The organism is Vreelandella sp. EE27, from assembly GCF_968206495.1.
The window spans coordinates 2,566,773-2,590,287 of record NZ_OZ309109.1; the positions used below are offsets into that span (position 1 = coordinate 2,566,773).

At 58.5% G+C, this 23,515-nt stretch carries 18 protein-coding genes and 3 tRNA genes; 6 read left to right on the top strand and 15 right to left on the bottom strand.

Features of this window, described 5'->3' with window-relative positions:
- Window positions 1-57: 57 nt before the first annotated feature.
- The 7 genes from dnaB to rnr all read right to left on the bottom strand — a co-directional run bounded on the left by dnaB (window position 58) and on the right by rnr (window position 7,157).
- Window positions 58-1,443 (bottom strand): replicative DNA helicase, encoded by a 1,386-nt coding sequence (dnaB, locus tag ACWHVV_RS12105; RefSeq protein ID WP_447529315.1) that lies wholly within the window; start codon window positions 1,441-1,443, stop codon window positions 58-60.
- 247 nt (window positions 1,444-1,690) lie between these two features.
- Window positions 1,691-2,137, bottom strand: a complete 447-nt coding sequence (gene rplI, locus ACWHVV_RS12110) for a 50S ribosomal protein L9 (protein ID WP_447893804.1) — start codon at window positions 2,135-2,137, stop codon at window positions 1,691-1,693.
- A gap of 15 nt (window positions 2,138-2,152) precedes the next feature.
- Window positions 2,153-3,004, bottom strand: coding sequence for a hypothetical protein (locus ACWHVV_RS12115; RefSeq protein ID WP_447926468.1), 852 nt, complete (start codon window positions 3,002-3,004; stop codon window positions 2,153-2,155).
- A 12-nt stretch (window positions 3,005-3,016) separates the two neighbouring features.
- Window positions 3,017-3,244, bottom strand: a complete 228-nt coding sequence (gene rpsR / locus ACWHVV_RS12120; RefSeq protein ID WP_009097135.1) for a 30S ribosomal protein S18 — start codon at window positions 3,242-3,244, stop codon at window positions 3,017-3,019.
- A gap of 34 nt (window positions 3,245-3,278) precedes the next feature.
- Window positions 3,279-3,683 carry a 30S ribosomal protein S6 gene (gene rpsF / locus ACWHVV_RS12125; protein WP_447529318.1) on the bottom strand — a complete coding sequence of 135 codons (405 nt, stop codon included), beginning with the start codon at window positions 3,681-3,683 and terminating at the stop codon, window positions 3,279-3,281.
- A gap of 211 nt (window positions 3,684-3,894) precedes the next feature.
- The gene (gene rlmB, locus ACWHVV_RS12130) at window positions 3,895-4,689 is read right to left on the bottom strand and encodes a 23S rRNA (guanosine(2251)-2'-O)-methyltransferase RlmB (protein ID WP_447926469.1); all 795 of its coding nucleotides are present in this window, start codon (window positions 4,687-4,689) and stop codon (window positions 3,895-3,897) included.
- Window positions 4,690-4,691: 2 nt separating this feature from the next.
- Complete coding sequence (gene rnr, locus ACWHVV_RS12135) at window positions 4,692-7,157, bottom strand: ribonuclease R (RefSeq protein ID WP_447926470.1); 2,466 nt, start codon at window positions 7,155-7,157, stop codon at window positions 4,692-4,694.
- A gap of 256 nt (window positions 7,158-7,413) precedes the next feature.
- On the opposite strand from rnr, the gene ACWHVV_RS12140 reads away from it, so the two are divergent.
- The 4 genes from ACWHVV_RS12140 to ACWHVV_RS12155 all read left to right on the top strand — a co-directional run bounded on the left by ACWHVV_RS12140 (window position 7,414) and on the right by ACWHVV_RS12155 (window position 9,138).
- A tRNA-Leu gene (locus ACWHVV_RS12140) sits at window positions 7,414-7,500 on the top strand.
- A 60-nt stretch (window positions 7,501-7,560) separates the two neighbouring features.
- Window positions 7,561-7,647: transfer RNA gene (locus ACWHVV_RS12145), tRNA-Leu, on the top strand.
- A 25-nt stretch (window positions 7,648-7,672) separates the two neighbouring features.
- Window positions 7,673-7,759, top strand: a tRNA-Leu gene (locus ACWHVV_RS12150).
- 122 nt (window positions 7,760-7,881) lie between these two features.
- Entirely contained in the window at window positions 7,882-9,138 is a 1,257-nt protein-coding gene (locus tag ACWHVV_RS12155) for an ISL3 family transposase (RefSeq protein ID WP_447926471.1), read from the top strand.
- Window positions 9,139-9,393: 255 nt separating this feature from the next.
- On the opposite strand, the gene ACWHVV_RS12160 is transcribed toward ACWHVV_RS12155, so the two are convergent.
- The 3 genes from ACWHVV_RS12160 to ACWHVV_RS12170 all read right to left on the bottom strand — a co-directional run bounded on the left by ACWHVV_RS12160 (window position 9,394) and on the right by ACWHVV_RS12170 (window position 13,705).
- Window positions 9,394-11,799: a nidogen-like domain-containing protein gene (locus ACWHVV_RS12160; RefSeq protein ID WP_447926472.1), complete on the bottom strand. Its 2,406-nt coding sequence runs from the start codon at window positions 11,797-11,799 to the stop codon at window positions 9,394-9,396.
- Between the two features lie 686 nt (window positions 11,800-12,485).
- Window positions 12,486-13,349 (bottom strand): DNA/RNA non-specific endonuclease, encoded by an 864-nt coding sequence (locus ACWHVV_RS12165; protein ID WP_447926473.1) that lies wholly within the window; start codon window positions 13,347-13,349, stop codon window positions 12,486-12,488.
- 80 nt (window positions 13,350-13,429) lie between these two features.
- Entirely contained in the window at window positions 13,430-13,705 is a 276-nt protein-coding gene (locus ACWHVV_RS12170) for an Lrp/AsnC family transcriptional regulator (protein ID WP_252107234.1), read from the bottom strand.
- A gap of 265 nt (window positions 13,706-13,970) precedes the next feature.
- Between ACWHVV_RS12170 and ACWHVV_RS12175 the strand changes: the two genes are divergently transcribed.
- The gene (locus ACWHVV_RS12175) at window positions 13,971-14,285 is read left to right on the top strand and encodes a high-potential iron-sulfur protein (RefSeq protein ID WP_447529322.1); all 315 of its coding nucleotides are present in this window, start codon (window positions 13,971-13,973) and stop codon (window positions 14,283-14,285) included.
- A 176-nt stretch (window positions 14,286-14,461) separates the two neighbouring features.
- Here ACWHVV_RS12175 and ACWHVV_RS12180 read toward each other — a convergent pair whose 3' ends face one another.
- Genes ACWHVV_RS12180 through ACWHVV_RS12190 form a run of 3 tightly spaced genes read right to left on the bottom strand, consistent with a single transcriptional unit; the run spans window position 14,462 to window position 19,331 of the window.
- Entirely contained in the window at window positions 14,462-16,048 is a 1,587-nt protein-coding gene (locus ACWHVV_RS12180; protein ID WP_447926474.1) for a SpoVR family protein, read from the bottom strand.
- Between the two features lie 29 nt (window positions 16,049-16,077).
- Window positions 16,078-17,367: a YeaH/YhbH family protein gene (locus ACWHVV_RS12185; protein WP_447926475.1), complete on the bottom strand. Its 1,290-nt coding sequence runs from the start codon at window positions 17,365-17,367 to the stop codon at window positions 16,078-16,080.
- A 41-nt stretch (window positions 17,368-17,408) separates the two neighbouring features.
- Complete coding sequence (locus ACWHVV_RS12190) at window positions 17,409-19,331, bottom strand: PrkA family serine protein kinase (RefSeq protein ID WP_447926476.1); 1,923 nt, start codon at window positions 19,329-19,331, stop codon at window positions 17,409-17,411.
- 290 nt (window positions 19,332-19,621) lie between these two features.
- Here ACWHVV_RS12190 and ACWHVV_RS12195 point away from each other — a divergent pair, with 290 nt between their 5' ends.
- The gene (locus ACWHVV_RS12195) at window positions 19,622-20,143 is read left to right on the top strand and encodes an invasion associated locus B family protein (RefSeq protein WP_447926477.1); all 522 of its coding nucleotides are present in this window, start codon (window positions 19,622-19,624) and stop codon (window positions 20,141-20,143) included.
- A 6-nt stretch (window positions 20,144-20,149) separates the two neighbouring features.
- Here the strand turns inward: ACWHVV_RS12195 and ACWHVV_RS12200 are convergent, their stop codons facing one another.
- Both ACWHVV_RS12200 and ACWHVV_RS12205 read right to left on the bottom strand, forming a co-directional pair.
- Window positions 20,150-21,193, bottom strand: a complete 1,044-nt coding sequence (locus ACWHVV_RS12200; RefSeq protein ID WP_447926478.1) for a threonine aldolase family protein — start codon at window positions 21,191-21,193, stop codon at window positions 20,150-20,152.
- 167 nt (window positions 21,194-21,360) lie between these two features.
- Window positions 21,361-23,382, bottom strand: coding sequence for an FAD-dependent oxidoreductase (locus ACWHVV_RS12205; RefSeq protein ID WP_447926479.1), 2,022 nt, complete (start codon window positions 23,380-23,382; stop codon window positions 21,361-21,363).
- Window positions 23,383-23,515 lie beyond the last annotated feature (133 nt).

Sequence of the window (23,515 nt, forward strand, 5' to 3'; positions counted from 1 at the left end):
ACGTTTCGACTTGAAACCAGGGGGCGGCATTATACGGCCTGGCCTCCGGGGCTCAAGTTATTCGCCAAACGCTTGCCCATAGCTGTCCGGCGCCAGGTCCTCGAACCGGGTGTACTTGCCGATAAAGGCCATGTGTACCGTACCAATCGGCCCGTTACGCTGCTTGCCGATGATGAGCTCGGCAATGCCTTGGTTGTCCGGGTTGTCCGGGTTGTACACCTCATCGCGGTAAACGAAGGCGATGACGTCCGCATCCTGCTCGATGGCCCCGGATTCGCGCAAATCCGACATGACCGGACGCTTGTTGGGACGCTGCTCCAACGAGCGGTTGAGCTGGGAGAGCGCGACCACCGGGCAGCCGAATTCTTTTGCCAACCCCTTGAGCGAGCGGGAGATTTCCGAGATCTCGCCGGTCCGGTTTTCGGAAAACCCGGGAATCTGCATGAGCTGCAGATAGTCGATCATGATCAAGGACATATTGCCGTGCTCCCGTACGATCCGGCGCAGGCGCGAGCGCATCTCGTTGGGTGAAAGCGCGGCGGTGTCGTCGATGAAAAGCTGCTTGTCCTTCAATAGATTGACCGCCGAGGTCAGCCGCGGCCAATCCTCGTCCTCGAGCTGGCCCGAGCGCACCCGGGTTTGGTCGATACGGCCAAGCGACGAGAGCATACGTAGCATCAGCGACTCCGCGGGCATCTCCATGGAGAACACCATCACCGGCTTGTCGCTGGAGATCACCGCGTGCTCTACCAAATTCATGGCGAAGGTCGTCTTACCCATGGAGGGGCGCCCGGCGATGATCACCAAATCCGAAGGCTGCCAGCCCGAGGTCATTTCGTCCAGGTCGCGAAACCCCGACGAGAGCCCGGTCATTTCACCCTTCATGTTGAAAAGCTCGTCGATACGGTCGACGGCCTTGGTCAACAGCTCGCTCATGCCAATGGGGCCACCGGTTTTCGGCCGCTCCTCGGCAATCTGGAACACCAGCCGTTCGGCTTCGTTCAAAAGCTCGTCCGCCGGGCGGCCCTGGGGCGAGAAGGCGCCATCGGCAATTTGGTTGGCCGCGCGAATCAGCTTTCTGAGCGTGGCGCGCTCGCGCACGATATCGGCGTAGGCGCGAATATTGCTCGCCGACGGCGTGTTTCGGGCCAACTCGGCCAGAAAGCCCAGCCCGCCGACGGTGTCGAGCTGGTCGCGGGCTTCCAGCGCCTCGGAAAGCGTTACCACGTCAAGCGGCTGGCCGGCTTCGGCCAGGTGGATCATGACGTTGAACACCAGGCGATGCTCATAGCGGTAAAAGTCATCCGCCGCCAAGCGTTCCGAGACGTTGTCCCAGGCCTGGTTGTCGAGCATCAGTCCGCCCAGCACCGACTGCTCGGCTTCGAGCGAGTGCGGAGGCAACTTGAGCGCGGCGGTTTCCTGGTCCGTGGAGGACTCCTCCATCGCGGGCTCCTTTCAATAGCGCGATATGCGTGGCCTGGCGGCCACTATCTTACTCAATCGAACCGTTCAACGTCTGGCGTGCGTTAAACGGCCTTCGAGGCGGCTTTGCAAGACGCCGCACGCCTTGCAAAGTCGGCTCAGCTTCGCCCTCGACCATTTCAAAGAGTCTGAACGGTTTTAAGGGGCTTAAACAACAAAGGGCGCGGGAGAACCCGCGCCCTTTTCGGCGTCGATGGATGCGCGAGCGTTACTCGGCAACCACCACAACGCGAACCGATGCGTCGACTTCGGCATGCAGATGCAGGGCAATGTCGTATTCGCCGGTTTGACGAATCGGGCCCAGCGGCATGCGAACTTCGCTCTTGGCAACGTCGATGCCAGCAGAGGAGATCGCATCGGCCAGATCGCGCGGACCGATCGAGCCGAACAGTTTGCCTTCATCACCCGCTTTGGAGACCAGCGACAGTTCGATGTCGTTGAGCTGCTCCGCGCGTGCTTCGGCTTCTGCTTTACGCTCAGCGGCTTGAGCTTCGAGCTCGGCACGCTGCGCGTCAAACGCTTCTACGTTTTCCTTGGTAGCCGGTACGGCCAGGCCGTAAGGTACCAGGTAGTTACGGCCGTAACCGGGCTTTACAGTGACCTTGTCACCCAAGCCGCCCAGCTTACCAATCTTGTCGAGCAGAATGACTTCCATCTCGTAAACCTCTAGTCAATTGCTGCGGGTAAGGCGTGCGCGAACGTTCGCGAAAGTATCGATCAGCCCCAACAGCAGCACAATGAGAATCGTGGGCAAGGTTGTGATCAGCAGTATATAAAATACCGCCAGCCACAGCCCGTTCATCCCCTTTAATCCAATAAACCAATGCACTAGCGCAATACCGGCCACTAACAGCGGCACCCAACCAACGATCAGGATCGCCTCGCCGCCCAGCAAAAGCCCCACCACGCCAAGAATCGCCAACAGCACGAACTCCTTAGGGGACAGGCGCAGCGCGTGAAACTCTTCACGAAAGCCGCCGGGATTATAAAGCCCGGCCTGCGCGCTACGCCCCAGGGCCAAACAGGCCACCGACACCAACAAAACGATCAACCCTGTCACACCGCCGACCACCATGGCGGCCAGCGCCCGGGTATCGTACCCCTGGCGTGCGAACTCGTTGAGCATGTTGTCGATATCAGCCGAGCTCTCTCTTAGCTGCTCGAGCATCAGCTCTGACCCGCCCGGCGGGCTGAAGACCCCTAACTGCACCATAAAGGCTGCAGCCAGCGTGCCTACGATCAGGGCTTCGCTCCACCGCATCCGCTCGCGCAGAATGACGGCCATCAGCGTGGTCAGCAGCACGCTTGCCAGCGGGATGACGTCGCCCTGTACCCACCAGAAACCGGCGGGAATGGCGGCAGCCAAAATAACCGGCAGCGCCGGTGCAAACCCGCGGCGCAGAGTCACCAAAGCGGCAACGGCGGCCCCGATCCAAAAGAGCCAGGGCACCAGGGATGCAAGCGCCGCTACGCCAACGGCATAGGGCGTTTTCTGCATCAGCCAACGTGCCAGTACCAGCATTACGTCAAGCGCTTATTGGTGGCTATCGGAATAGGGCAGTAGTGCCAGGTAGCGCGAACGCTTGATAGCGGTCGCCAGCTGGCGCTGGTAGCGTGCTTTTGTGCCGGTAATACGGCTCGGAACGATCTTGCCGGTTTCGGTGATGTAAGCCTTCAACGTGTCCAGATCTTTGTAGTCGATCTGCTTGACGCCTTCAGCGGTGAAGCGGCAAAACTTACGGCGACGGAAAAAACGTGCCATGGATGAGCTCCTTTAAAACGTGCGGTGGAGAAACTTAGGCAGTTTCTTCGGTTTCTGTTTCAGAGTCGGCGTCAGCGTCGTCGTTACGCGGCTTATCTTCACGACGCGGGCGCTTCTCTTCTGCCGGTTTCATCATCGGCGATGCTTCGGTGACCGCTTCTTTGCAGCGAACAACGAGGCTGCGGATGATGGCATCGTTGAAACGGAAGATGTTTTCGATCTCTTCCAGCGTTTCGCCGGTGCACTCAACGTTCATCAGCACGTAGTGAGCTTTGTGGATCTTGTTGATCGGGTAAGCCAGGTGACGACGGCCCCAATCTTCAAGGCGATGCACGGTGCCCGAGCTTTCGGTCACGATGCTGGTGTAGCGCTCGACCATAGCCGGCACTTGCTCGCTCTGATCCGGGTGGACCATAAACACGATTTCGTAATGACGCATGGAATCTCCTTGCGGTTTGACAGCTTCCGATGCGCGCCCGCCATAGCGGCCGTGACAGGGAAGCAAGGAGTTAACTGAAATGCCTGTCTGAAACGCCGCTTAAAACGGCGTCTCGATTCATGGCATCAAGCAGAACTGTCGTTTTGAGAGGCATACGCCTCATAGCGCCCGCGGCAAATAAACGGGCGAGCGCATTTTAGGGGGGTTAGGGTCAACTTGCAAGCTGGCGCTGGCGAACCGCCTCGAATAGAAAGATACCCGCGGCCACCGACACATTGAGACTGGAGACCTGACCGGCCATGGGGAGCTTGACCAAATGGTCACAGCTTTCCCGGGTCAACCGGCGCATGCCCTTGCCCTCGGCCCCCATAACCAGCGCGGTGGGGCCCTTGAAATCGATGTCGTAAACCGCCGCGTCGGCCTCACCGGCGGTACCGGTCACCCAAACGCCAAACTCCTTGAGCTTGGCAAGCGTACGCGCCAGGTTGGTGACCTGGTAGACCGGCACGACCTCCGCCGCGCCACAAGCTACCTTACGCACCGTGGCGTTGAGCGGGGCGGCGTTATCCTTGGCGACGATCACACCGTGGGCGCCGGCCGCATCGGCACTGCGCAAGCAGGCACCGAAGTTATGCACGTCGGTCACGCCATCGAGCACCAGTAGAAGCGGCGGCGAAGGGGCCTGCCAGGCGCGCAGCTTTAGCCATAGCGACTCTTCGCCCTCTGCGGTGAGCGGCGGGCAAAACGCGACCACGCCCTGGTGGGCAGCGCCACTGGTCACCTGGTCGAGTATTTCCCTGGGCTGCTCCTTGAGCCGCGCGCCCCCTGCTCGAGCACGCTCGACAAGCACGTCAAGGCGCCTACCCGCGCCCTGCTGCACCCAAAGCTCGCGCGGGGCTTCGCCCCGCTCCAGCAAGCTTTCAAGCGCGTGAACGCCGTACACCTGCTCAAGGCCTTCAGGCACCTGAACGGCGCTGCGCGCGCCACGCCGGGATGCTGACTTCATGCTTATTCCTTATCCAACGATGGTTTCTTGGGCGCCCTGCGCGAGCGCTTGGGTCCGCTTCGCGTGGTGGGCTCCTCGGCCTTTGTTTCGGGCTTGCCCGCGGCGCTACGCTTGGCCGGCTGACGGCGCGGCTTATCCGGCTTATCGGATTTCGCAGGCTTATCCGACGCTGACGACGCCTCGGCGCCCTTACCCGGGCGCTTGCGCGGCTGGCGACGCGGGCGCGGCTTCTCATCGGTGAGGCCAAAGTCGATCTTGCGATCATCCATGTCCACCCGAGCGACCTGCACGGACAGTCCATCGCCCAGCCGGTAGGTCGTGCCGGTGCGCTCGCCTTTCAGGCGATGCTTTTCGGCCTCGTAATGGTAGTAGTCCGAAGGCAGCGAAGTGACGTGGACCAGCCCTTCGACGTAGAAGGTATCCAGACGCACGAACAGCCCGAATTGGGTGACCGAGGCGATGGTACCGTCGAAGGTTTCGCCGAGCTTGTCGGACATGAACTCGCATTTGAGCCAGCTCTCCACATCGCGGGTGGCTTCGTCGGCCCGACGTTCGGTCATCGAGCAGTGCTCGCCGAGCTCGAGCATCTGCTCGAACGTATAGGGGCACCACTTGCTGGGCGGCTCGACCGGTGCGCCTTCGACGCGCACTACGGTATTGGTCTGGCGCGGCCCACGAATCACCGAACGAATCGCGCGATGCACCAGCAGATCCGGATAGCGGCGGATCGGCGAGGTAAAGTGAGCGTAGGCCTGATACGCGAGGCCGAAATGCCCCTCGTTTTGCGGCGAGTACACCGCCTGGTTCATCGAGCGCAGCATCACGGTCTGGATGATATCGGCATCCGGGCGGTCACTGATCGCCTCTCTGAGTGCCTGATAATCCTGGGGCGTGGGCTCGTCGCCACCGCCCACCGAGAGGCCCAGCTCGCTCAGGAACAGGCGCAGCTTTTCCAGCCGCTCCGGCGTGGGGCGTTCGTGAATCCGGTAAAGCGCCGGCAGGTCGTGCTTGTCCAGAAAGCGCGCGGTGGCCACGTTGGCCGCCAACATGCACTCCTCGATCATCTTGTGCGCGTCGTTACGGCTGCGCGGCACGATTTCCTCAATCTTGCGCTCTTCATTGAAGATGATCGCCGTTTCGGTCGTCTCGAAATCGATCGCGCCGCGGGCTTCGCGGGCCTCCTTGAGCAGACCGTACAATTCGCGAAGATCCTCGACCGGCTTGACGAGGCCCTTATGCTCTTCACGCAGTGCCTTGCCCTGCTCGCTTTCCGGCTCCAGCATCGCCGCAACATTGTTATAGGTCATGCGCGCGTGGGAGTTCATCACCGCTTCATAAAATGAGTAGCGGCTGATCGCCCCGGTCTTGGAGATATTCATCTCACAGACCATGACCAGGCGGTCGACATGCGGGTTCAGCGAACAGAGGCCGTTGGAGAGGAGCTCCGGCAACATGGGCACGACCTGGCCCGGGAAGTACACCGAGTTACCACGCGTACGCGCTTCGTCATCGAGTGCGGTGCCGGGACGAACGTAATGCGAAACGTCGGCGATCGCCACGATCAGCTTCCAGCTACCGGACTTGGTCTTCCACGCATAAACCGCGTCGTCGAAATCCTTGGCCGACTCGTCGTCGATGGTGATCAACGGCTTGTCGCGTAAATCGACCCGGTGCTGCTTGTCCTCTTCCAGCACCTCAGCGGAAATCGTGCTGGTTTGATCGATCACCTCCGGCGGGAACTCTGCCGGAATCTCGTAGCTGCGAATGGCAATATCGATTTCCATGCCCGGGTCCATGCGCTCGCCCAGCACTTCGACCACCTCGCCCACCGGCTGTACGCGGGTGGCGGGCTGCTGGGTGATTTTGGCCGAGACCACCTGGCCGTCTTTCGCGCCGCCGCTTGCGGTATGCGGAATCAGTACTTCCTGAGTGATCCGCGGGTTCTCCGGAATCAGGATGCCGAATTCCGGCGTATTGCTGCGATACACCCCGACCAGCGTCTGGGTATTGCGCGCGATGACGTCGGCAATGGTCGCCTCGTCGCGCCCGCGGCGATCACGGCCGCTGACCCGTACCAGCACGTGGTCGCCATGGAAGATGCGGCGCATTTGCCGCGCGGGCAGCAGCAGATCCGGCTTTTTGCCGTCGTCGCGCACCAAAAAGCCAAAGCCGTCGCGGTGGCCCTGCACTTTACCCTTGATCAGGTCGAGCTTGTCGATCAGTGCGTAGGCGCCGCGGCGGTCGCGCAGCACCTGGCCGTCGCGCTCCATCGCCGCCAGGCGGCGACGCACCGCTTCGAGATGATCCTCATCCTCGATGCCGAGCATGCGGCTCATGTTTTCGTGAGTGATCGGCTTGCCGTAGCTTTCGAGCGCGGCGAGCAGATACTCCCGGCTGGGTGCCGGATTATCGTATTTATGTGCCTCACGCTCGGCGTGTGGGTCATCACTTAACGTCCAGTACTTCATGTGATCGTCGTCCTTGATGGCGTTTGCGGGAGGCGAAAAAGAAAGGCCGCGCAAGAGCACGCCCTATAGAGACGGTCAGGCGTTTTTACAAGATAAAACGCGCTGAAAAATTTCATGGTTTGTTTGGTCATCGGTGCAGTATAGCGCTGCCGCTTCAATCACCCAACCGTCAGCGTACCCAATCGCGCTTTTTTTACTTAAAAACCGTATGCAACACTTGCATTTAAACCATGGCTCGGTATCATACGCGCCACTTGCCCAGATGGCGGAATTGGTAGACGCGCTAGCTTCAGGTGCTAGTGTCCGTATGGACGTGGAGGTTCAAGTCCTCTTCTGGGCACCATCAAACATCGAGTCAACCCCTTTCACGATGGCAGATGGTGTAAAACAAGGGTTTGTATTCGCCCGGGTGGCGGAATTGGTAGACGCGCTAGCTTCAGGTGCTAGTGACTGTATGGTCGTGGAGGTTCAAGTCCTCTCCCGGGCACCAATCGAATACAAGCAATAAATGATGCGCCCAGGTGGCGGAATTGGTAGACGCGCTAGCTTCAGGTGCTAGTGTCCGTATGGACGTGGAGGTTCAAGTCCTCTCCTGGGCACCATTTAATGGTCCCGTTCGCATCATTTTGTAACACTCTCCCCTTTTGGCTCTTCGACGCTGAGGGTGGAATTCATGTCCTGAGCTAAGCCAGAATATAGTCTCCACAACGGCAGCAGGTATGACATGGACGGCACCCAAATTCTGGCGCTCGGCCTGGGCTTGGAAGCGCCCTGGATCCTCAAGAACCAGCACCTGGACACCTCCGTATCGCCCCACCGCCTGGATCTCTTTGTCGAGGCGGAGCGAGGCAGTCTCTATCCCTGCCCAGAGTGCGGTAAGACCTGCCAGGCTCACGATTTTGCCGACAAGACCTGGCGACATCTGAACTTCTTTCAGCATCACTGTTACCTGCATGCTCGCGTGCCTCGCACGAAGTGCCCTGACCATGGCGTTAAACGCGTTGAGGTGCCCTGGGCGCGGCCGGGCAGCGACTTCACCCTGCTGTTTGAGCAAGCGGCCATGTCACTGGTTAAGGAGATGCCGGTGCTGGCCGTCTCCCGCCAGTTAGAGATTTCCGACAAACGACTATGGCGTATCGTGCATCACTACGTGGGCCGAATGCTGGGAGAACTGGATCTGTCCAGGGTGGCGACGGTCGGCGTGGACGAAACCGCGTCCCGGCGCGGCCATCACTACGTCACCGTATTCCTCGACATGCAGCGCAAGCAGGAACCGGTGATCTTCGCTGTTCCAGGCTGCGGCAAGGAGGCCATCCAGGCATTTAACGCCTTCCTGACAGCCCATGGCGGCGATACGGACAATGTGGTCGAGGTCGTCTGCGACATGTCACCCGCCTTCCTTGGCGGCACCACCGAGCACCTTCCCAGGGCCGAGGTAACGGTCGACTGGTTCCATATCGTGCAGACCTTTACCAAGCGGCTGGACGAGGTACGCAAGAAAGAGCGCCGCGAGCAGGAACATCCCAAATCGCTGCGCTGGGCACTGCTGAAAAATCTGGACAAAGAGAACCTGAGACCTAAACAGTTGGCGGCGCTTCAGGCGTTGGTAGCCGATCAGAGCGCCACGGCCGATGCCTGGATCATCAAGGAAAAGCTACGCTGGATCCAGAAGGCTCCAACGCCCAGAGCGGCTCGGTGGCGCATCACGAACTACCTCAAGGTCATGCAAGCGGCGGTTGCTGACAAGCCACTACTAAAGCCGATGGGAAAGGCCCTGGCGACACTTGAGCGGCACGCGGGAGCAGTGGTCAGGCGCTGGCACTCGGGACTGACGAACGCAAGACTGGAAGGGATGAACGGTCTGTTTCAGGCGGCTCGGTCACGCGCACGTGGCTATCGGAACGAGGCTAACTTCATCGCCATGATCTACCTGATTGGCAGCCCGGTAGGCCGGTTGTTCGATCAGGCTAAATCCACATGAAACGACGAAGAGCCCCCCTTTTATTATTTAGTTAGATCTGCTCATAAACGTGCGACATATTAAGCGCAAAAGTTTATTTGCGCGCACTTATAAAAAATGCAGCTGTCAGCGCAGGCTGTCTCTACACACACTTAGACACCCACTAGCGCGCGTGCCCATTAAATAACCCGATACGGGTATTATAAAAAAGTGTCTATCCCTCCCGGGGGTTCCCCAGGAAGGATAAACGGTCATGCCACTGACAGAGGCGAGCTATCAGGCGAAGATAAAGCCTTCCGCAAGATATTTGGTTTGCATTTCATCGGACGAAGCGATGTAGGCCGCGACCTCATTCTGGTTCACCTGCTCGGATTCCAGCGCTTGTGACCAGTACTCGCGCCCTTCGCTATCTGGCTCTCGGTCAAAGGCGTTTTGGTATAATATGTCCAAAAAGACATCGTCGCTTTGGCTATCACCTTGCTTGCTGACATATTCCTCGGAATCGAAAAAGAAATCGGCAATATCCGATAAGCCACTGCCTTCTTCACGAATACCATCCCAGTACTCCAACCCCCTAGTATCTGCTTGGCGATCAAACGCCACCTGATAAAGCGCCTCGATTACTGGCACATTGGTGCTATTCATCACCTCACCTAGCCCGATAGAAACTGTTGCGGATGCCTCTGCGCCTTGAGTATTTTCAATGGAATACTCGAAAGTATCGATGGCTTCCTCATCGGCCAAACCTTCAAATGCCGACCGCTGATCGTACACAAAATCGCCATTTTCCTGCACGACCACCGTTGCTCCAGACTCCAGTTCGATAGCCGTATCGAACTCAACGGCTAGCCCATCAACTGCTGTAACAACAATTTCGTCGTCATCAGCATTCATATGTGGATGGTTATCGTTATCAGCAAATAGATTGCCGCTGACCAACCAGCCAAACCGCCCAGCTATATAGTCATTGTATGCCACGGGTTCGGGTTCGGGTTCGGGTTCGGGTTCGGGTTCGGGTTCGGGTTCGGGTTCGGGTTCGGGTTCGGGCTCGGGCGCGGGTTCGGGCTCGCGCTCGGGTGAAGCCACCTCAACATGGTTCTCCGTATCCACCCGTGGTGCGGCAAGGGCAGAATCGATGAACGATGCATCACCGGTTAGACCATAATCAAGCACGGCATTGTTAAAGCTAACAGTTCCAGGCGTCAGACCAGCCTCAGAAGCCAGCAGTTCGGCCTCGGCACGAACATCAGCATCAAGAGTATTGATACTAACGAGCTCACTTGGATAATTTTCATCGTAATAGCTTTCAAGATCTTCTTCACCTGAATACGTAAACAGGCTAGTGTCCTCGCTTGAAACACGCCAGTCATCTCGATACTGCCCATAGAGCTCTTCAAATACAAAGGGCCGCTGCAGGACAGAACCATCCTCAAAGGCAACATCATTGGATGGATCTCCATCACCGTCACCCAAGAGCCCCTCGACCTCACCCGCAAGTTCTGAATTTAACCGCAACTGGAAATCAAGGCGATCATTCAACACATCGACGATTAGACGGCTATCACCCTCATTAACCACCTCGTCTGCCCCTGCGTACACAAAAGTATAGCGATTATCTTCACGGAAAATCCGGTCATTCCCGACGTCCAGTGACGAAAAATCCTCGACACTGGTTTCGACACCATTCACAAAAAGTGGAGTATCACTAGAAGCATCTATCATCACATCCACATCACCCAAGGATGTTGCGATAGCAGACGTCGAGCTTGCATTCTCACCAATGGGTTGAAATCGAGCTTGAATTTCAAACCCAGGTTGCTCAGTGCCTCGAGAAAGAATATATTCGCCGACAGCATGAAAATCGTATCCCACGCCATCCAGAGTCATTAAATGCGGGTCGCCGGATACGGAACCTACAGCGGCTGGGCTCGGAAGCGGAGGGATATCAGCGCTGACAATGTCGCCAGAGCGAACCGGGAAGAACCATTGACCTATCTGTCCCGTGTTTCCTTCTACTTCATCAAGAGCCAGAATTGCTTCTTGGTCGCCCGATGCTGGTAGCTCAAAAAATGCATCAGGATCGCCAGTACCTGCTGTAAAGCCAGCTCGTGCAGCAGTCCCCCCTAGCCCATCACTCCCACTACTCGCGTCGCCCGTAGTCCAATCAATATTTTCGTAACGAAATTCTATATCAAAATCGCCGCTACCTTGATCAGAAAGTATCAGTTGAAAAGAATTTAACTTATCTGTTTTATTATTAAAATAACCAACATCATCCCATGTCACTATAAACCTGTCGTTGTCGGTATCAAAACTATAATAAACAAGGTTTGATCCAGTAGAATTCCCCCCAGGCACTGGTGTTACCTCACCGGCCCGAGTATCCACATCTGCAAAAAACGGTGTAATTTCCGGGTTACCAGACTCTTCTGTAATGACCGTAGGTGTAAAGGTTCTACGTGGCCCATTGAAGGTAACGCTACCGTTGTTATTCACCCACAGGCTATCAAATTCACGTCCGAAAAAGTTCACACCACCTTCAAATATTGAGGTAATGTCGATCGCTTCAGTCGAAAGATCATCGTTGGGTTGAAGAATATTTTCTCCAAACCCCGCCTCTCCTCCTAGGCCAGAAATAAGAGAAGTACCATTGAAGGTTGATTGATCTACTTCACCGGACATTGCATGCTCCTGGACAGCAATAACACTGCTTTCAGCTGAGTTTATTGGAGACAGGATCCCTCATGGATTTTTCCTGCCCTCCTTCGGCATTAACCTAAATATAACTTACCTTCTACATAAATAGGAAAATACTATAAACATTCCCAATCTGCCAAGCACTCGAATAATTTTTCTTAGCTAAAACTCTATGAAAATTGATCAATACATTAATTTATCATTTAAATCAATATATTATACAAGTGACTTTTAAAAAACCTATTGACTTACAGTGGTTTTTATAAAAAATGACACGCCATACCGAAGAATAACCCCTTAGCGCTATCAAGAAGCGCTAGAGAAGTATCGAAATAGGCGATTCATGCATGTAGGCGGGATACTAAAAGCACTTTCCACAGGAGGGGAGTAGCCAACATGTTAGCCCGAATCGGCATAAGGATAAAACCTGCGTTCATATTACACATAATACAACAAGCTAAAAATATTGCCTGGAAAGCCACAATCCTTTGAAATAAAGATGAATAGCCAAGTTAAAAGCAGCAATTCCTGCTATCGGCAAAAGGGTTACTCGATAACTAACCAAGCAGCATTCGTTCACCAAGTATAATCGCTAGCAATAAAAGCTCCCTCGAAAGGCGTACTGCGCTAGAAATAATTGATGGTACTCATGATGAAGCTTTGCTATTCACTTAATGAAACCGCCCCGGCCGTTTCGACACTTCTTCGAGTGCCCACCCTTGAGTGCGTAGCTCGCCCTCCAGCACCGCTTCGAGCTGTGGCGAGAGGTTGGGGAAGAAGTTGAGGCCGGTGCGTGCTTCGATCTCGTCGATGGTGACCAGATAGTCCGCCAGCGGTTCGTTGCCGCGCACGTCTTGCGGCATGATGAAGGCCAGCGCCAACGGCGCCTTGGCATGCGGGGCTACGATGATTTTATAGAATGCCTCGGGCACTTCGACGAGCCCGACCCGGTTCAAGACGTTGTCGGTGAAGCGCTCGGGGAAAACCGGCCCGGTAATGACCTGCAGGTAGTCGAAGCGTGGTGCGAAGTGATCCATCACCGACTCCTCCAAACGCTGCCACAGTTGGCGGTTCAGCTTTGGGCGCTGAGGGCTCATGTTGCTCATCTGGAAGGTATCGAGCTGGGCGTTTCGTCCGTGAACGGCGGCGATGGCGTAGTTGGGCGCCATGTGGCCACGGTCATAGCCGCTGCCCGAATAGCTGTCGGTACCGACCGGCCAGAGCGTACGCCAGTCGGCGCGAAAGTTGGGCCGCGAGCCAATGCGGGTATCGTCCGGCACGGCCCTCAGCTGGTAGCTCACCCATAGCGGATTGATGCGTACATCCGACCAGCCCACGATAAAACCGTCGTTGCGCAGCACGCGGTGAAAAGTGGTCAGGCTCAGGTCTTCCCAAGTGGGTGCGCCCATCCAGACCGCCTCGCCGACTTGCTGGCGCTCCTGGAACTCCCAAAGCCCGCCCCCGACCACCACGAACAGCAGCGCCACTCCAAAGCGCCGCCCCCGGCGGCCCCAGCGCGAAAGCGTTTTTCCCACCGTGCTTCTCCCTACCTTGCCCTGTTTTCTTTTTCTAATTTACCGCTACTACTTCGCCGCTACTTCTCAAGGCAAGAAGACTACCAGCCCAGCGAGAACATGGTTTCCAGGTCGTGGCGCGAGTGCACCTGCATGGCGTTCAGGGTTTCCGTATCGCTAATGCCTTCTACCGCGTTCAGGCGCTCGGTCACAAGCTCCGCCAGGCTCTCGAAGTCACGGGTGCGAGCAATCGCCACCAGGTCGTAGCGCCCGCAGGTAGAGTATACCTCGCTGATGCCCTCGACCTCCGCCAGCCGCTCGGCGACGCCTTTTACCTGGCCTTTTTCGGTATTAATCAAAATGACAGCGTTTTGCATGGCGCCCTCGTAGGTCAACGTATTTGAATCCAGCGTGTCTAAACGTTTGCCGAGTATACCAGCCCCCACCGTCCCGCCAAACGGCGCAATTAATGTGGCCTATTGCCACGCGCAGTGAAACCCATTAGTCGCGGTGAAACGCATGGGTTAAGGTAGGCGCAAGATAAACACTTTATAATACGGCGAAAATCAGAGCGCCTTTTAGCGCCTCGTCCGTGACGCTTTCAGACCGTGAACCGTTAGACCGAGCAACCAAGGAGACACCATGGCCGATCAGAGCCGGCGTAAGTTTATGCGTGACAGCGTACTGGGCCTTGCCGCCCTGCCGCTGGGTGTTGGCATCATGTCTAAAACCGCTTTCGCACAGTCGCTGCCTCGTTTGGACCCGAGCGCCCCCGCGGCCCAGGCACTCAACTATGTCGAAGAGGCCGAAAACGCCAGCGATCACCCGTCCTTTAGCGAAGGCGAACTGTGCTCCAACTGCATGTTTTTCACCGAAGGCAACGAAGGCTGTCAGCTCTTTCCGGAAAATAGCGTCGCCCCGAATGGTTGGTGCCAGTCCTGGACGTCAAAAGGTTGATCTCTTCCTACCCCGCCTGCCGGCGGGGTAGTCACTAGGCTCTGTCTGACAAGTGCCTGCGCTCGACAATACGGCGTTAAAAATTGGCTCAAAATACTCATTTACACATGTAAACTCCGTTTTTTCGCCAATTTTTGCCTTGTCTTGTCTTCGCTCGTCGACTTTTCAGACAGACCCTAAGGCTGCGCGCCCTCCTCTGCGCTCGTCTCCTCGACCGGCCAACGGTAACGATGGGTCACGCGCCCTTCGTCCATGGACACCAGATGGACCGGAAAGCCCCAGAGCTTTTGCAGGTGACGCATCACCGGATAGACGCTGCGCTCCAGCGGCCGGCGACTCTCCTGTACGTGATGCAGCGTAAGCGACCGGTCGCCGCGAATCGCCGCCTCGAATACCTGTATGTTGGGCTCGCGTAGCGAAAGCGCGTACTGAGCGGCAAGCGCGTCCCGTACACGGCGATATCCCTGCTCGTTGTGGATCGCCCCGATAGCGAGCGTATCGCTTTGATCGTCGTCCACCATGACAAAAAGCTTGAGGTCGCGAATCACCCTGGGCGATAAAAACTGCTGGATGAACGACTCGTCCTTGAAGTTGCGCATGGCGAACTCGAGCGTCTCCCGCCAAGGGGTGCCGGCGATATCGGGAAACCACGCTTTGTCCTCGTCAGTGGGCTCGTCGCACAGGCGCTTGATATCGCGAAAAATCGCAAACCCGAGCGCGTAGGGGTTGATGGCGTTGTAGTAGGGGCTGTCGAAGTCCGGCTGGTTGATGACCGCCGCGTGGGACTGCAAAAACTCGAGCATCAGCCCTTCATCCACATGGCCATCGTCATAGAGCCGGTTCATCAGCGTATAGTGCCAAAAACAGGCCCAGCCTTCGTTCATTACCTGGGTTTGGCGTTGGGGATAAAAGTACTGGGCCAGCTTGCGCACGATACGCACGACCTCGCGCTGCCAGGGCGCCAGTAGCGGCGCGTTCTTCTCGATGAAGTAGAGCAGGTTCTCCTGGGGCTCCGCCGGGTAGCGCCCGCCTTCGTGAAGGCCCAGCGGGTCGTCCTCGCCATGAAGTTGACCCGGCAGCGGCTCGGTTTTCTCAAAAGGCTTAGGAATAGTACGCCAGAGCATGTTGACCTGGGTTTGCAGGTAGGCTTCGCGCTCCTGCTGGCGCGTCGCTTCCTGGGCGGCGGAAATTTTCGATGGCCGCTTGTAGCGGTCCACCCCGTAATTTTGTAGCGCGTGGCAGGCGTCGAGCAGTTGCTCGACGGCGTGGGTGCCGTGGCGCTCTTCGCACTGGGTGATATAGCGGCGCGCGAATACCAGGTAATCGACGATCGAGTCCGCCTCGGTCCAGGTGCGAAAAAGATAGTTGCCCTTGAAAAACGAGTTGTGGCCGTAGCAGGCGTGGGCCATGACCAGCACCTGCATCATCAGCGTATTCTCCTCCATCAGGTACGCGATACAGGGGTCGGCGTTGATGACGAGCTCATAGGCAAGCCCCATTTGGCCGCGCTTGTAAGCCTGCTGCACGGCCAGAAACTGCTTGCCGAAGGACCAGTGGTGATAGCCCACCGGCATGCCCACACTTGCGTAGGCGTCCATCATCTGCTCGGTGGTGATCACTTCGATCTGATTGGGGTAGGTGTCGAGCCGGTACTCGTCGGCAAGCCCGGCCAGCGCCTGGTCGAAACGCTCGAGGATGTCGAAATTCCAGTCCGAGCCCGTCGCTATGGGACCGGATGCGGAGGCATTGGGGGAGACTCGCATCGCGCCCTCCTTTTCAATTGAGTGGCCGCTTACGCTTGCGCGTGGGAGCGGCGCTTGAACAGCTCGCGAAAAACGGGATAAATGTCGCCGGCTTCGAAAATCTGGCGCATGGCAAAGCGCTCGCTAAAGCGTTTGGCGACGTTCTCATACTCGTGCCACAGCGACTGATGCTCGTGCGGGGTAATTTCGACGTAGGCGTAGTATTGAAGGTGGGGCATCAGCTCATTGATCAGCATGTTGCGGCAGATCGAGGAGTCGTCGTCCCAGTTGTCGCCATCGGAGGCCTGAGCCACGTAGAGATTCCACTGGCCAGGTGGATAGCGCTTATGGATGATTTTGTTGACCAGCGTCAGCGCGCTGGAGACGATCGTGCCGCCGGTTTCCCGGGAGTAGAAAAACTCCTCTTCGCTAACCTCCCGGGCAGCGGTGTGGTGGCGCACGAACACCAGCTCGACCTTCTCGTAGTGCTTTTCCAGAAACAGGTAAAGCAGCAGGAAAAAGCGCTTGGCGATATCCTTGTGGTTCTGGGTCATCGACCCGGACACGTCCATGACGCAGAAAATCACCGCCTGGCTCGAGGGCTGCGGCTCCGGGGCCAGCTGATGGTAGCGAAGGTCGACGGTGTCGATGAACGGCACTGCCTCGATGCGCTTTTCCAGCCGCTCTATCTCGGCCTGAAGCGCGGTGATACGGGCGGGATTTCTCAAGATGGTGTCTTTGGCCATCTCCTCGGCAAGCGCCGCCTGGGCTTCCCGCAAGGCGCGCTTGATGGGCGCGCGCATGGCGATACGCCGGGCGTAGGCTTCGCGCATCGAGCGGGTCACGCTCATGCGTGAAGGCACGCCGTCGCGGGCGAGCCCGGCGCGCACCATCTTGATCTCTTCCATGGTCTTGAGCGGCGTGCGCTCTAGATGCGGTAACTCGAGGCCGTCGAACACGAACTCGAGAAACTCTTCGCGGCTTAGCGTAAAGGCGAACTCGTCGTCGCCTTGCCCCTGCTGACCGGGGCTGCCCTCGCCGGCCCCTTGACCGCTACCGCCCCCTGGCGGGCGGCGGATCTTGTCGCCTTCCAAAAACTCCTTGTTGCCCGGCGATACCACGTTGCGCCGCCCGCCGGGGCCGTGCTGAAAGACCGGCTCGGAAATGTCTTTGGTGGAAATGGAGACACTCTCGCCGCGCTCCATATCGGTGATCGAGCGGCGGTTGACCGCCTCTTCCACCGAGCGTTTGATGTGGTGGCGATAACGCTCCAGAAAGCGCTGCCGGTTGACGGCGCTTTTGTGCTTCGCGTTCGGCCTGCGGTCGATAAAGTAGGTCATACAACCTCCAAAGCGTCAGAGCGTTGAGATGGGCGCCCCCGCTACTGGGATTTACGCACCCGCAGGTACCACTCCGAAAGCAGGCGTACCTGTTTTTCGGTGTAACCGCGCTCGACCATGCGCGCGACGAAGTCTTCGTGCTTTTTCTGGTCCGACTTCGAGGCCTTGGCGTTGAAGGAGATCACCGGGAGAAGCTCCTCGGTGTTGGCGAACATCTTGTGCTCGATCACCCCTCTGAGCTTTTCGTAGGACTGCCAGCTCGGGTTCATGCCGTTGTTCTGGGCCCGCGCGCGCAGCACGAAGTTGACCACTTCGTGGCGGAAATCCTTGGGGTTGGAGATACCCGCAGGTTTTTCGATCTTTTCGAGCTCTTCGTTGAGCAACTGGCGGTTCAAAAGCTCGCCGGTGTCCGGGTCACGATACTCCTGATCCTGAATCCAGAAGTCGGCGTAGGTAACGTACCGATCGAAAATATTCTGGCCGTACTCGCTATAGGATTCGAGATACGCGGTCTGGATCTCCTTGCCGATGAACTCGACATAGCGCGGCGCCAGAAACTCCTTGATGAAACCTATGTAGCGCTCGAATACCTCGGAGGGGAGCTGCTCGCGCTCCAGCGACTGCTCCAACACGTAAAGCAGATGCACCGGGTTGGCGGCCACCTCAACACTGTCGAAGTTGAACACCTTGGAGAGAATCTTGAAGGCAAAGCGCGTGGAGAGCCCTTGCATGCCCTCATCCACGCCGGCGGCGTCGCGGTACTCCTGAATCGACTTGGCTCGCGGGTCGGTGTCCTTGAGGTTCTCACCGTCGTAGACGCGCATCTTGGAGTAGACGCTGGAGTTTTCCGGCACCTTGAGCCTTGAAAGAATCGAGAACTGCGCCAGCATGCGCAGGGTGTCCGGCGCGCAGGGGGCGCGGTTGAGCGACGACTCCTCGAGCAGTTTCTGATAGATGCTCACCTCTTCCGAGACCCGCAAACAGTACGGCACCTTGACGATATAGACCCGGTCCAGAAACGCTTCGTTGTTGCGATTATTGCGAAACGCCTGCCACTCGGACTCGTTGGAGTGGGCCAATATCACGCCGTTGAACGGGATCGCGCCCATGCCCTCGGTCGGGTTGTAGTTACCCTCTTGCGTTGCCGTCAAAAGCGGATGCAGCACCTTGATCGGCGCCTTGAACATTTCGACGAACTCCATCACCCCCTGGTTGGCGCGGCAAAGCCCGCCGGAGAAACTGTAAGCATCAGGGTCGTCCTGGGAGAAGAGCTCGAGCTTGCGGATATCGACCTTGCCGACCAGCGAGGAGATATCCTGATTGTTCTCGTCGCCGGGCTCGGTCTTGGAGATCGCGATCTGATTGAGCCTTGAAGGATAAAGGCGCACCACGCGAAACGAGGAGATATCGCCGCCGGTCTCCTTCAAGCGCTTGGCCGCCCAGGGCGACATCACGCTTTTCAAGTAGCGCGGCGGGATGCCGTACTCTTTTTCGAGCACTTCGCCGTCCTCTTCCGGCGAAAAAAGCCCCAGAGGCGACTCGTGAACCGGCGAATCCTTGAGGGCGTAAAACGGGATGCGCTCCATGAGAAGCTTCAGGCGTTCGGCAAGCGAGGATTTACCGCCGCCCACCGGCCCCAGTAGGTAGAGAATCTGCTTGCGCTCCTCGAGGCCCTGGGCTGCGTGGCGAAAGTAGGCCACGATCTGTTCGATGGCCTCTTCCATGCCGTGAAACTCGGCGAATGCCGGGTAGCGTCGGATCACTTTATTGGAAAAAATGCGCGAAAGGCGCGGGTCTTTGGCGGTATCGATCACCTCGGGCTCGCCGATCGCCTCCAGCATGCGCTCGGCGGCGCTGGCATAGATTTTGGGGTCGCGCTGGCAAAGGGCGAGGTACTCCTCGAGGGTCAACTCTTCTTGCTGCGTGCGGGCGAATCGGTCTTGAACGTGATCAAAGATGCTCATGGAACTCTCCTGTGACCAAGCCTCAGGCATACCGCCCACTCACACATCTTAAACGCGGCGTGCCAAACGGGGTGTCGTTCTATCAGCGTAGTCAGCCACACAAAAAGTGAGGACAAAACCTTCAACGCTAAGAGCCACGAAGGTTTAAAGCGTGCCGAAGGCGTAGCCGCCGATTTCTGCACGCAAGGCTGGAACATGGCACTTGCCTTATGTTCGAATGCAGGTAACCATTTATTACAGGATGGCGGCCGCTTCGGCTCGCCCTTTGCAGACCCGGGAGATATGACCCCATGCCGATTCGTCGCGCGCTGATGACCGCTCTATTACCACTACTCGCCGCTACCGCCGCTTCCACGGCTCAGGCCCAGCAGACGAGTGCCCCCAACGTCGAAACTCAAAGCTTTCAGGACTGGGAAGTGGGCTGCCCTTCGGGGGCCGGCCAGCAGCAAGGCTGCTCCATGAGCCAAATCATCAACAACCCGGACAGCAACGAGCCGCTAATGCGCGCCATGGTCGGCTACCCGCCGCAGGCCCAGGGCAACGCGGTCATGGCCTTCATGCTGCCGCTGGGCGTGAATCTGGCGCCGGGTATGCAGCTGCAGGTGGATAACAACGAGCCGGTCGGCTTCCCCTACCAGTTCTGCCACGAGCAGGGTTGCCGCGCGGATCTTCCGCTGGAGCCGAGCATGCTGCAGCAGCTACGCAGCGGAAGTAGCGCCACCGTTAGCGCCATCGCCCCGGACGGCCAGCGCCTGGACGTGAACCTGTCGCTAATGGGCTTTACCAACGCAAGCCAGGAAATCGCGCCCTAAAAGCACCTAGGCCATCGCCGCGCTGACGTCGGCCAGAAGCTGGTCGAGCAGCTCGACGGTGGTGTTCCAGGCGCAGACAAAGCGTGCCCCGCCCGCGCCAATGAAGGTATAGAAGGTCCAGCCCTGGGCCTTGAGCCGTGCGACCACGTGGGGCGGAAGCTCCACGAAAACGCTATTGGCCTGGGTGGGGAACATCAGCGAAACGCCGGGCAGCGCCGCGAGGCCTTCCGACAGATAGCGCGCCATGGCGTTGGCGTGCTGAGCGTTGGTAAGCCAGGCGCCGCTTTCCAAAAGCCCGAGCCAGGGGGCGGAGACGTAACGCATTTTGGACGCCAACTGGCCCGCCTGCTTACAGCGGTAGGAAAAGTCTTCGGCCAGCTCGCGATTGAAAAACAGAATCGCTTCGCCAAAGGCCAAGCCGTTTTTGGTGCCGGAGAAACACAGCGCATCCACTCCCACCTGCCAGGTCAACTCCGCCGGCGTCGCGCCCAGGCTTGCGCAGGCGTTAGCAAAGCGTGCGCCGTCCATATGCAGGCGCAGGTCGTGCTTGTCGGCCACCGCGCGAATCGCCAGAAGCTCCTCGCGAGAGTACAGCGTGCCGACTTCGGTCGCCTGGGTGAGGGATACCACCTTGGGCTTGGGATAGTGGATATCGGATCTTTTAGTGACCAGCGCCTCGATGCCTTCCGGGGTCAGCTTGCCGTTGGCGCCGGGCGAGGTTAAAAGCTTGGCGCCGTTGGAGAAAAATTCCGGCCCGCCGCACTCGTCGGTTTCGATATGCGCAAGCTCGTGGCAGATCACGCTATGATAGCTGCGCCCCATGGCCGAGAGCGCCAGCGAGTTCGCGGCGGTACCGTTGAAGACGAAAAAGACGTCGCAGTCGTAATCGAACATCTCACGAAAGCGATCCGCAGCGCGGGCGGTCCAGCTATCGTTACCGTAGGCCAGGTCGTCGCTGTCGTTGGCTTTTAAAAGATACTGCATCGCTTCCGGGCAGATACCGGAGGTGTTGTCGCTGGCGAGAAATCGGGGGGTACACTCCGAGGCCATGGTGGCTGGGTCCTTTTGGCTGACGATCATGAAGCGGGCTGGGTGCCACCCGCTTACACAATGAACGAACACCTTACGGCGCGGCGTACGCGCCCTAAGACAAAAGGCTAGTCTAGCGCTAATTCGACCGGGTCGTCACCCGGCCCTCCCCAACGGTGCTTCGAGGATCAAAGCGAGGCGGCGAGCCGCATGCCCTGGTCGATCGCCCGCTTGGCGTCGAGTTCGGCGGCCTCATCGGCGCCGCCGATCACGTGCACTTCGGGGCCGGCCTGCTCGAGCGGCGCGATCAGATCGCGCACCGATTCTTGCCCGGCGCACACCACCACCGTATCCACCTTGAGCACCTGCGCTTCGCCGGCCAGGCGAATATGCAGGCCTTCGTCATCGATGCGCACGTACTCGCAGCCGCTCAGGGTTTTCACCCCGCGGGCCTTGAGCGCCGCGCGGTGCACCCAGCCGGTGGTTTTACCCAGCCCCTTGCCTGGCCGGGTGGTCTTACGTTGCAGCATGGTGATACGCCGAGCCGGCGCCGCCGGTGCCGGCGCTTTGAGCCCGCCGGGCTCATTGACCGCCATATCCACGCCCCACTCTTCGCACCAGGCGGCGATAGAAAGCGCCGGGTGGCTCTGATGAGCCAAAAGCTCCGAGACGTCGAAACCGATACCGCCGGCGCCGATCACTGCGACCTCCCGCCCCACGCGTTCCGGGTTTTCGATCGCCTCGGCGTAGCTCAATACGCTGGGGTGATCCGCGCCGGGCAGTGTAAGTGTACGCGGTGTCACGCCGGTGGCGATCACGACGACGTCGAACTCGCTCAATGCCTCCAGGGTGGCCTCGGTATTCAAACGCACGTCCACGTCGTGCTTATCGAGCATGACGTGAAAATAGCGCAGCGTCTCGTCGAACTCCTCTTTACCGGGGATTTTGCGCGCGTAGTTGAACTGCCCGCCAAGCTCGCCGCGGCGCTCGAAAAGCGCCACCCGATGCCCCCGCTCGGCGGCGGCCACCGCCGTTGCCAAACCCGCCGGGCCGCCGCCGACCACCGCCACCCGCCGGGCAGTAGCGGTGGGCGCCAAACTAAACTCGGTTTCGTGGCAGGCCCGCGGGTTGACCAAACACGACGTCAGCTTGCCGGCAAAGGTGTGATCCAGACATGCCTGGTTGCAGGCGATACAGGTATTGATCTCTTCGGCTCGCCCGGCCTCGGCCTTTTGTATCCACGCCGGGTCGGCAAGAAACGGGCGCGCCATGGAGACCATGTCCGCGTGGCCATCGGCAAGTACCTGCTCGGCCACCTCGGGCATATTGATGCGATTGGTCGTAATCAAAGGAATCGAAAGCGAGGAACGAATGCGCCGGGTCACCTCGGTAAACGCCGCGCGCGGCACGCTGGTGACGATGGTCGGCACGCGCGCCTCGTGCCAACCAATGCCGGTATTGATCACGTTGGCCCCGGCCTCCTCGACCGCTTGGCCGAGGGCAACCACTTCCTCCCAGGTGCTGCCCTCTTCCACCAGGTCGATCATCGACAGGCGAAAGATGACCAGAAAGCGCTCGCCGACCGCCTCGCGAATACGCCGGACGATCTCCACCGGAAAGCGGATACGCGCTTTGAAATCGCCCCCCCAGGCGTCGTCGCGGGTGTTGGTACGCCTACAGATGAACTGGTTGATCAAATAGCCTTCCGAGCCCATCACCTCGACGCCGTCGTAGCCCGCCTCTTGGGCGAGCATAGCGCAGCGCACGTAGTCATCGATTTGACCTTCGACTTCCTGGGTCTCGAGCGCACGCGGCGTGTGCGGGTTGATCGGCGCTTGAAGCGCCGAGGGCGCGACAAGGTGTGGGGAGTAGGCGTAGCGCCCGGCGTGCAGAATCTGCATGCACAGATACCCACCCTCGGCATGCACCGCCTCCACCACCTGGCGGTGTTCGTCCAGTTGGCTGGAATCCGTCAAGGCATTCGCCCCTTCGAACACCGCGCCCTCCGGGTTGGGCGCGATACCGCCGGTCACGATCAGACTCACCCCCGCCCGGGCGCGCTCGGCGTAAAACGCCGCCAGGCGAGCAAAGCCGTTCGGCGTCTCTTCCAGGTTGGTATGCATCGAGCCCATCAGTACGCGGTTGGGCAGGTTTAAATGCCCCAGCTGAATCGGGGCAAAGAGGTGCGGGTAAACGGGCGGCTGCGTCATCACGGTCTCTCGCATTTTATTTAAATAGTCGGCTTTAAAATATTCAAACAAGCGTATGACATTGGTGCGACGCCGTACAGACCTTTGAGCGCGCCCTTTGAGCCACGCCCTCTTGCTCAGAGCGTCAAAGCGC

Coding starts and splice junctions, on each gene's coding strand:
- rpsR (WP_009097135.1), bottom strand. CDS start 3,244: ATGGCACGTTTTTTCCGTCGCCGTAAGTTTTGCCGCTTCACCGCTGAA.
- dnaB (WP_447529315.1), bottom strand. CDS start 1,443: ATGGAGGAGTCCTCCACGGACCAGGAAACCGCCGCGCTCAAGTTGCCT.
- rpsF (WP_447529318.1), bottom strand. CDS start 3,683: ATGCGTCATTACGAAATCGTGTTTATGGTCCACCCGGATCAGAGCGAG.
- ACWHVV_RS12180 (WP_447926474.1), bottom strand. CDS start 16,048: ATGCGAGTCTCCCCCAATGCCTCCGCATCCGGTCCCATAGCGACGGGC.
- ACWHVV_RS12160 (WP_447926472.1), bottom strand. CDS start 11,799: ATGTCCGGTGAAGTAGATCAATCAACCTTCAATGGTACTTCTCTTATT.
- ACWHVV_RS12195 (WP_447926477.1), top strand. CDS start 19,622: ATGCCGATTCGTCGCGCGCTGATGACCGCTCTATTACCACTACTCGCC.
- rnr (WP_447926470.1), bottom strand. CDS start 7,157: ATGAAGTACTGGACGTTAAGTGATGACCCACACGCCGAGCGTGAGGCA.
- ACWHVV_RS12205 (WP_447926479.1), bottom strand. CDS start 23,382: ATGACGCAGCCGCCCGTTTACCCGCACCTCTTTGCCCCGATTCAGCTG.
- ACWHVV_RS12200 (WP_447926478.1), bottom strand. CDS start 21,193: ATGGCCTCGGAGTGTACCCCCCGATTTCTCGCCAGCGACAACACCTCC.
- rlmB (WP_447926469.1), bottom strand. CDS start 4,689: ATGAAGTCAGCATCCCGGCGTGGCGCGCGCAGCGCCGTTCAGGTGCCT.
- ACWHVV_RS12155 (WP_447926471.1), top strand. CDS start 7,882: ATGGACGGCACCCAAATTCTGGCGCTCGGCCTGGGCTTGGAAGCGCCC.
- ACWHVV_RS12170 (WP_252107234.1), bottom strand. CDS start 13,705: ATGCAAAACGCTGTCATTTTGATTAATACCGAAAAAGGCCAGGTAAAA.
- rplI (WP_447893804.1), bottom strand. CDS start 2,137: ATGGAAGTCATTCTGCTCGACAAGATTGGTAAGCTGGGCGGCTTGGGT.
- ACWHVV_RS12190 (WP_447926476.1), bottom strand. CDS start 19,331: ATGAGCATCTTTGATCACGTTCAAGACCGATTCGCCCGCACGCAGCAA.
- ACWHVV_RS12175 (WP_447529322.1), top strand. CDS start 13,971: ATGGCCGATCAGAGCCGGCGTAAGTTTATGCGTGACAGCGTACTGGGC.
- ACWHVV_RS12185 (WP_447926475.1), bottom strand. CDS start 17,367: ATGACCTACTTTATCGACCGCAGGCCGAACGCGAAGCACAAAAGCGCC.
- ACWHVV_RS12115 (WP_447926468.1), bottom strand. CDS start 3,004: ATGCTGGTACTGGCACGTTGGCTGATGCAGAAAACGCCCTATGCCGTT.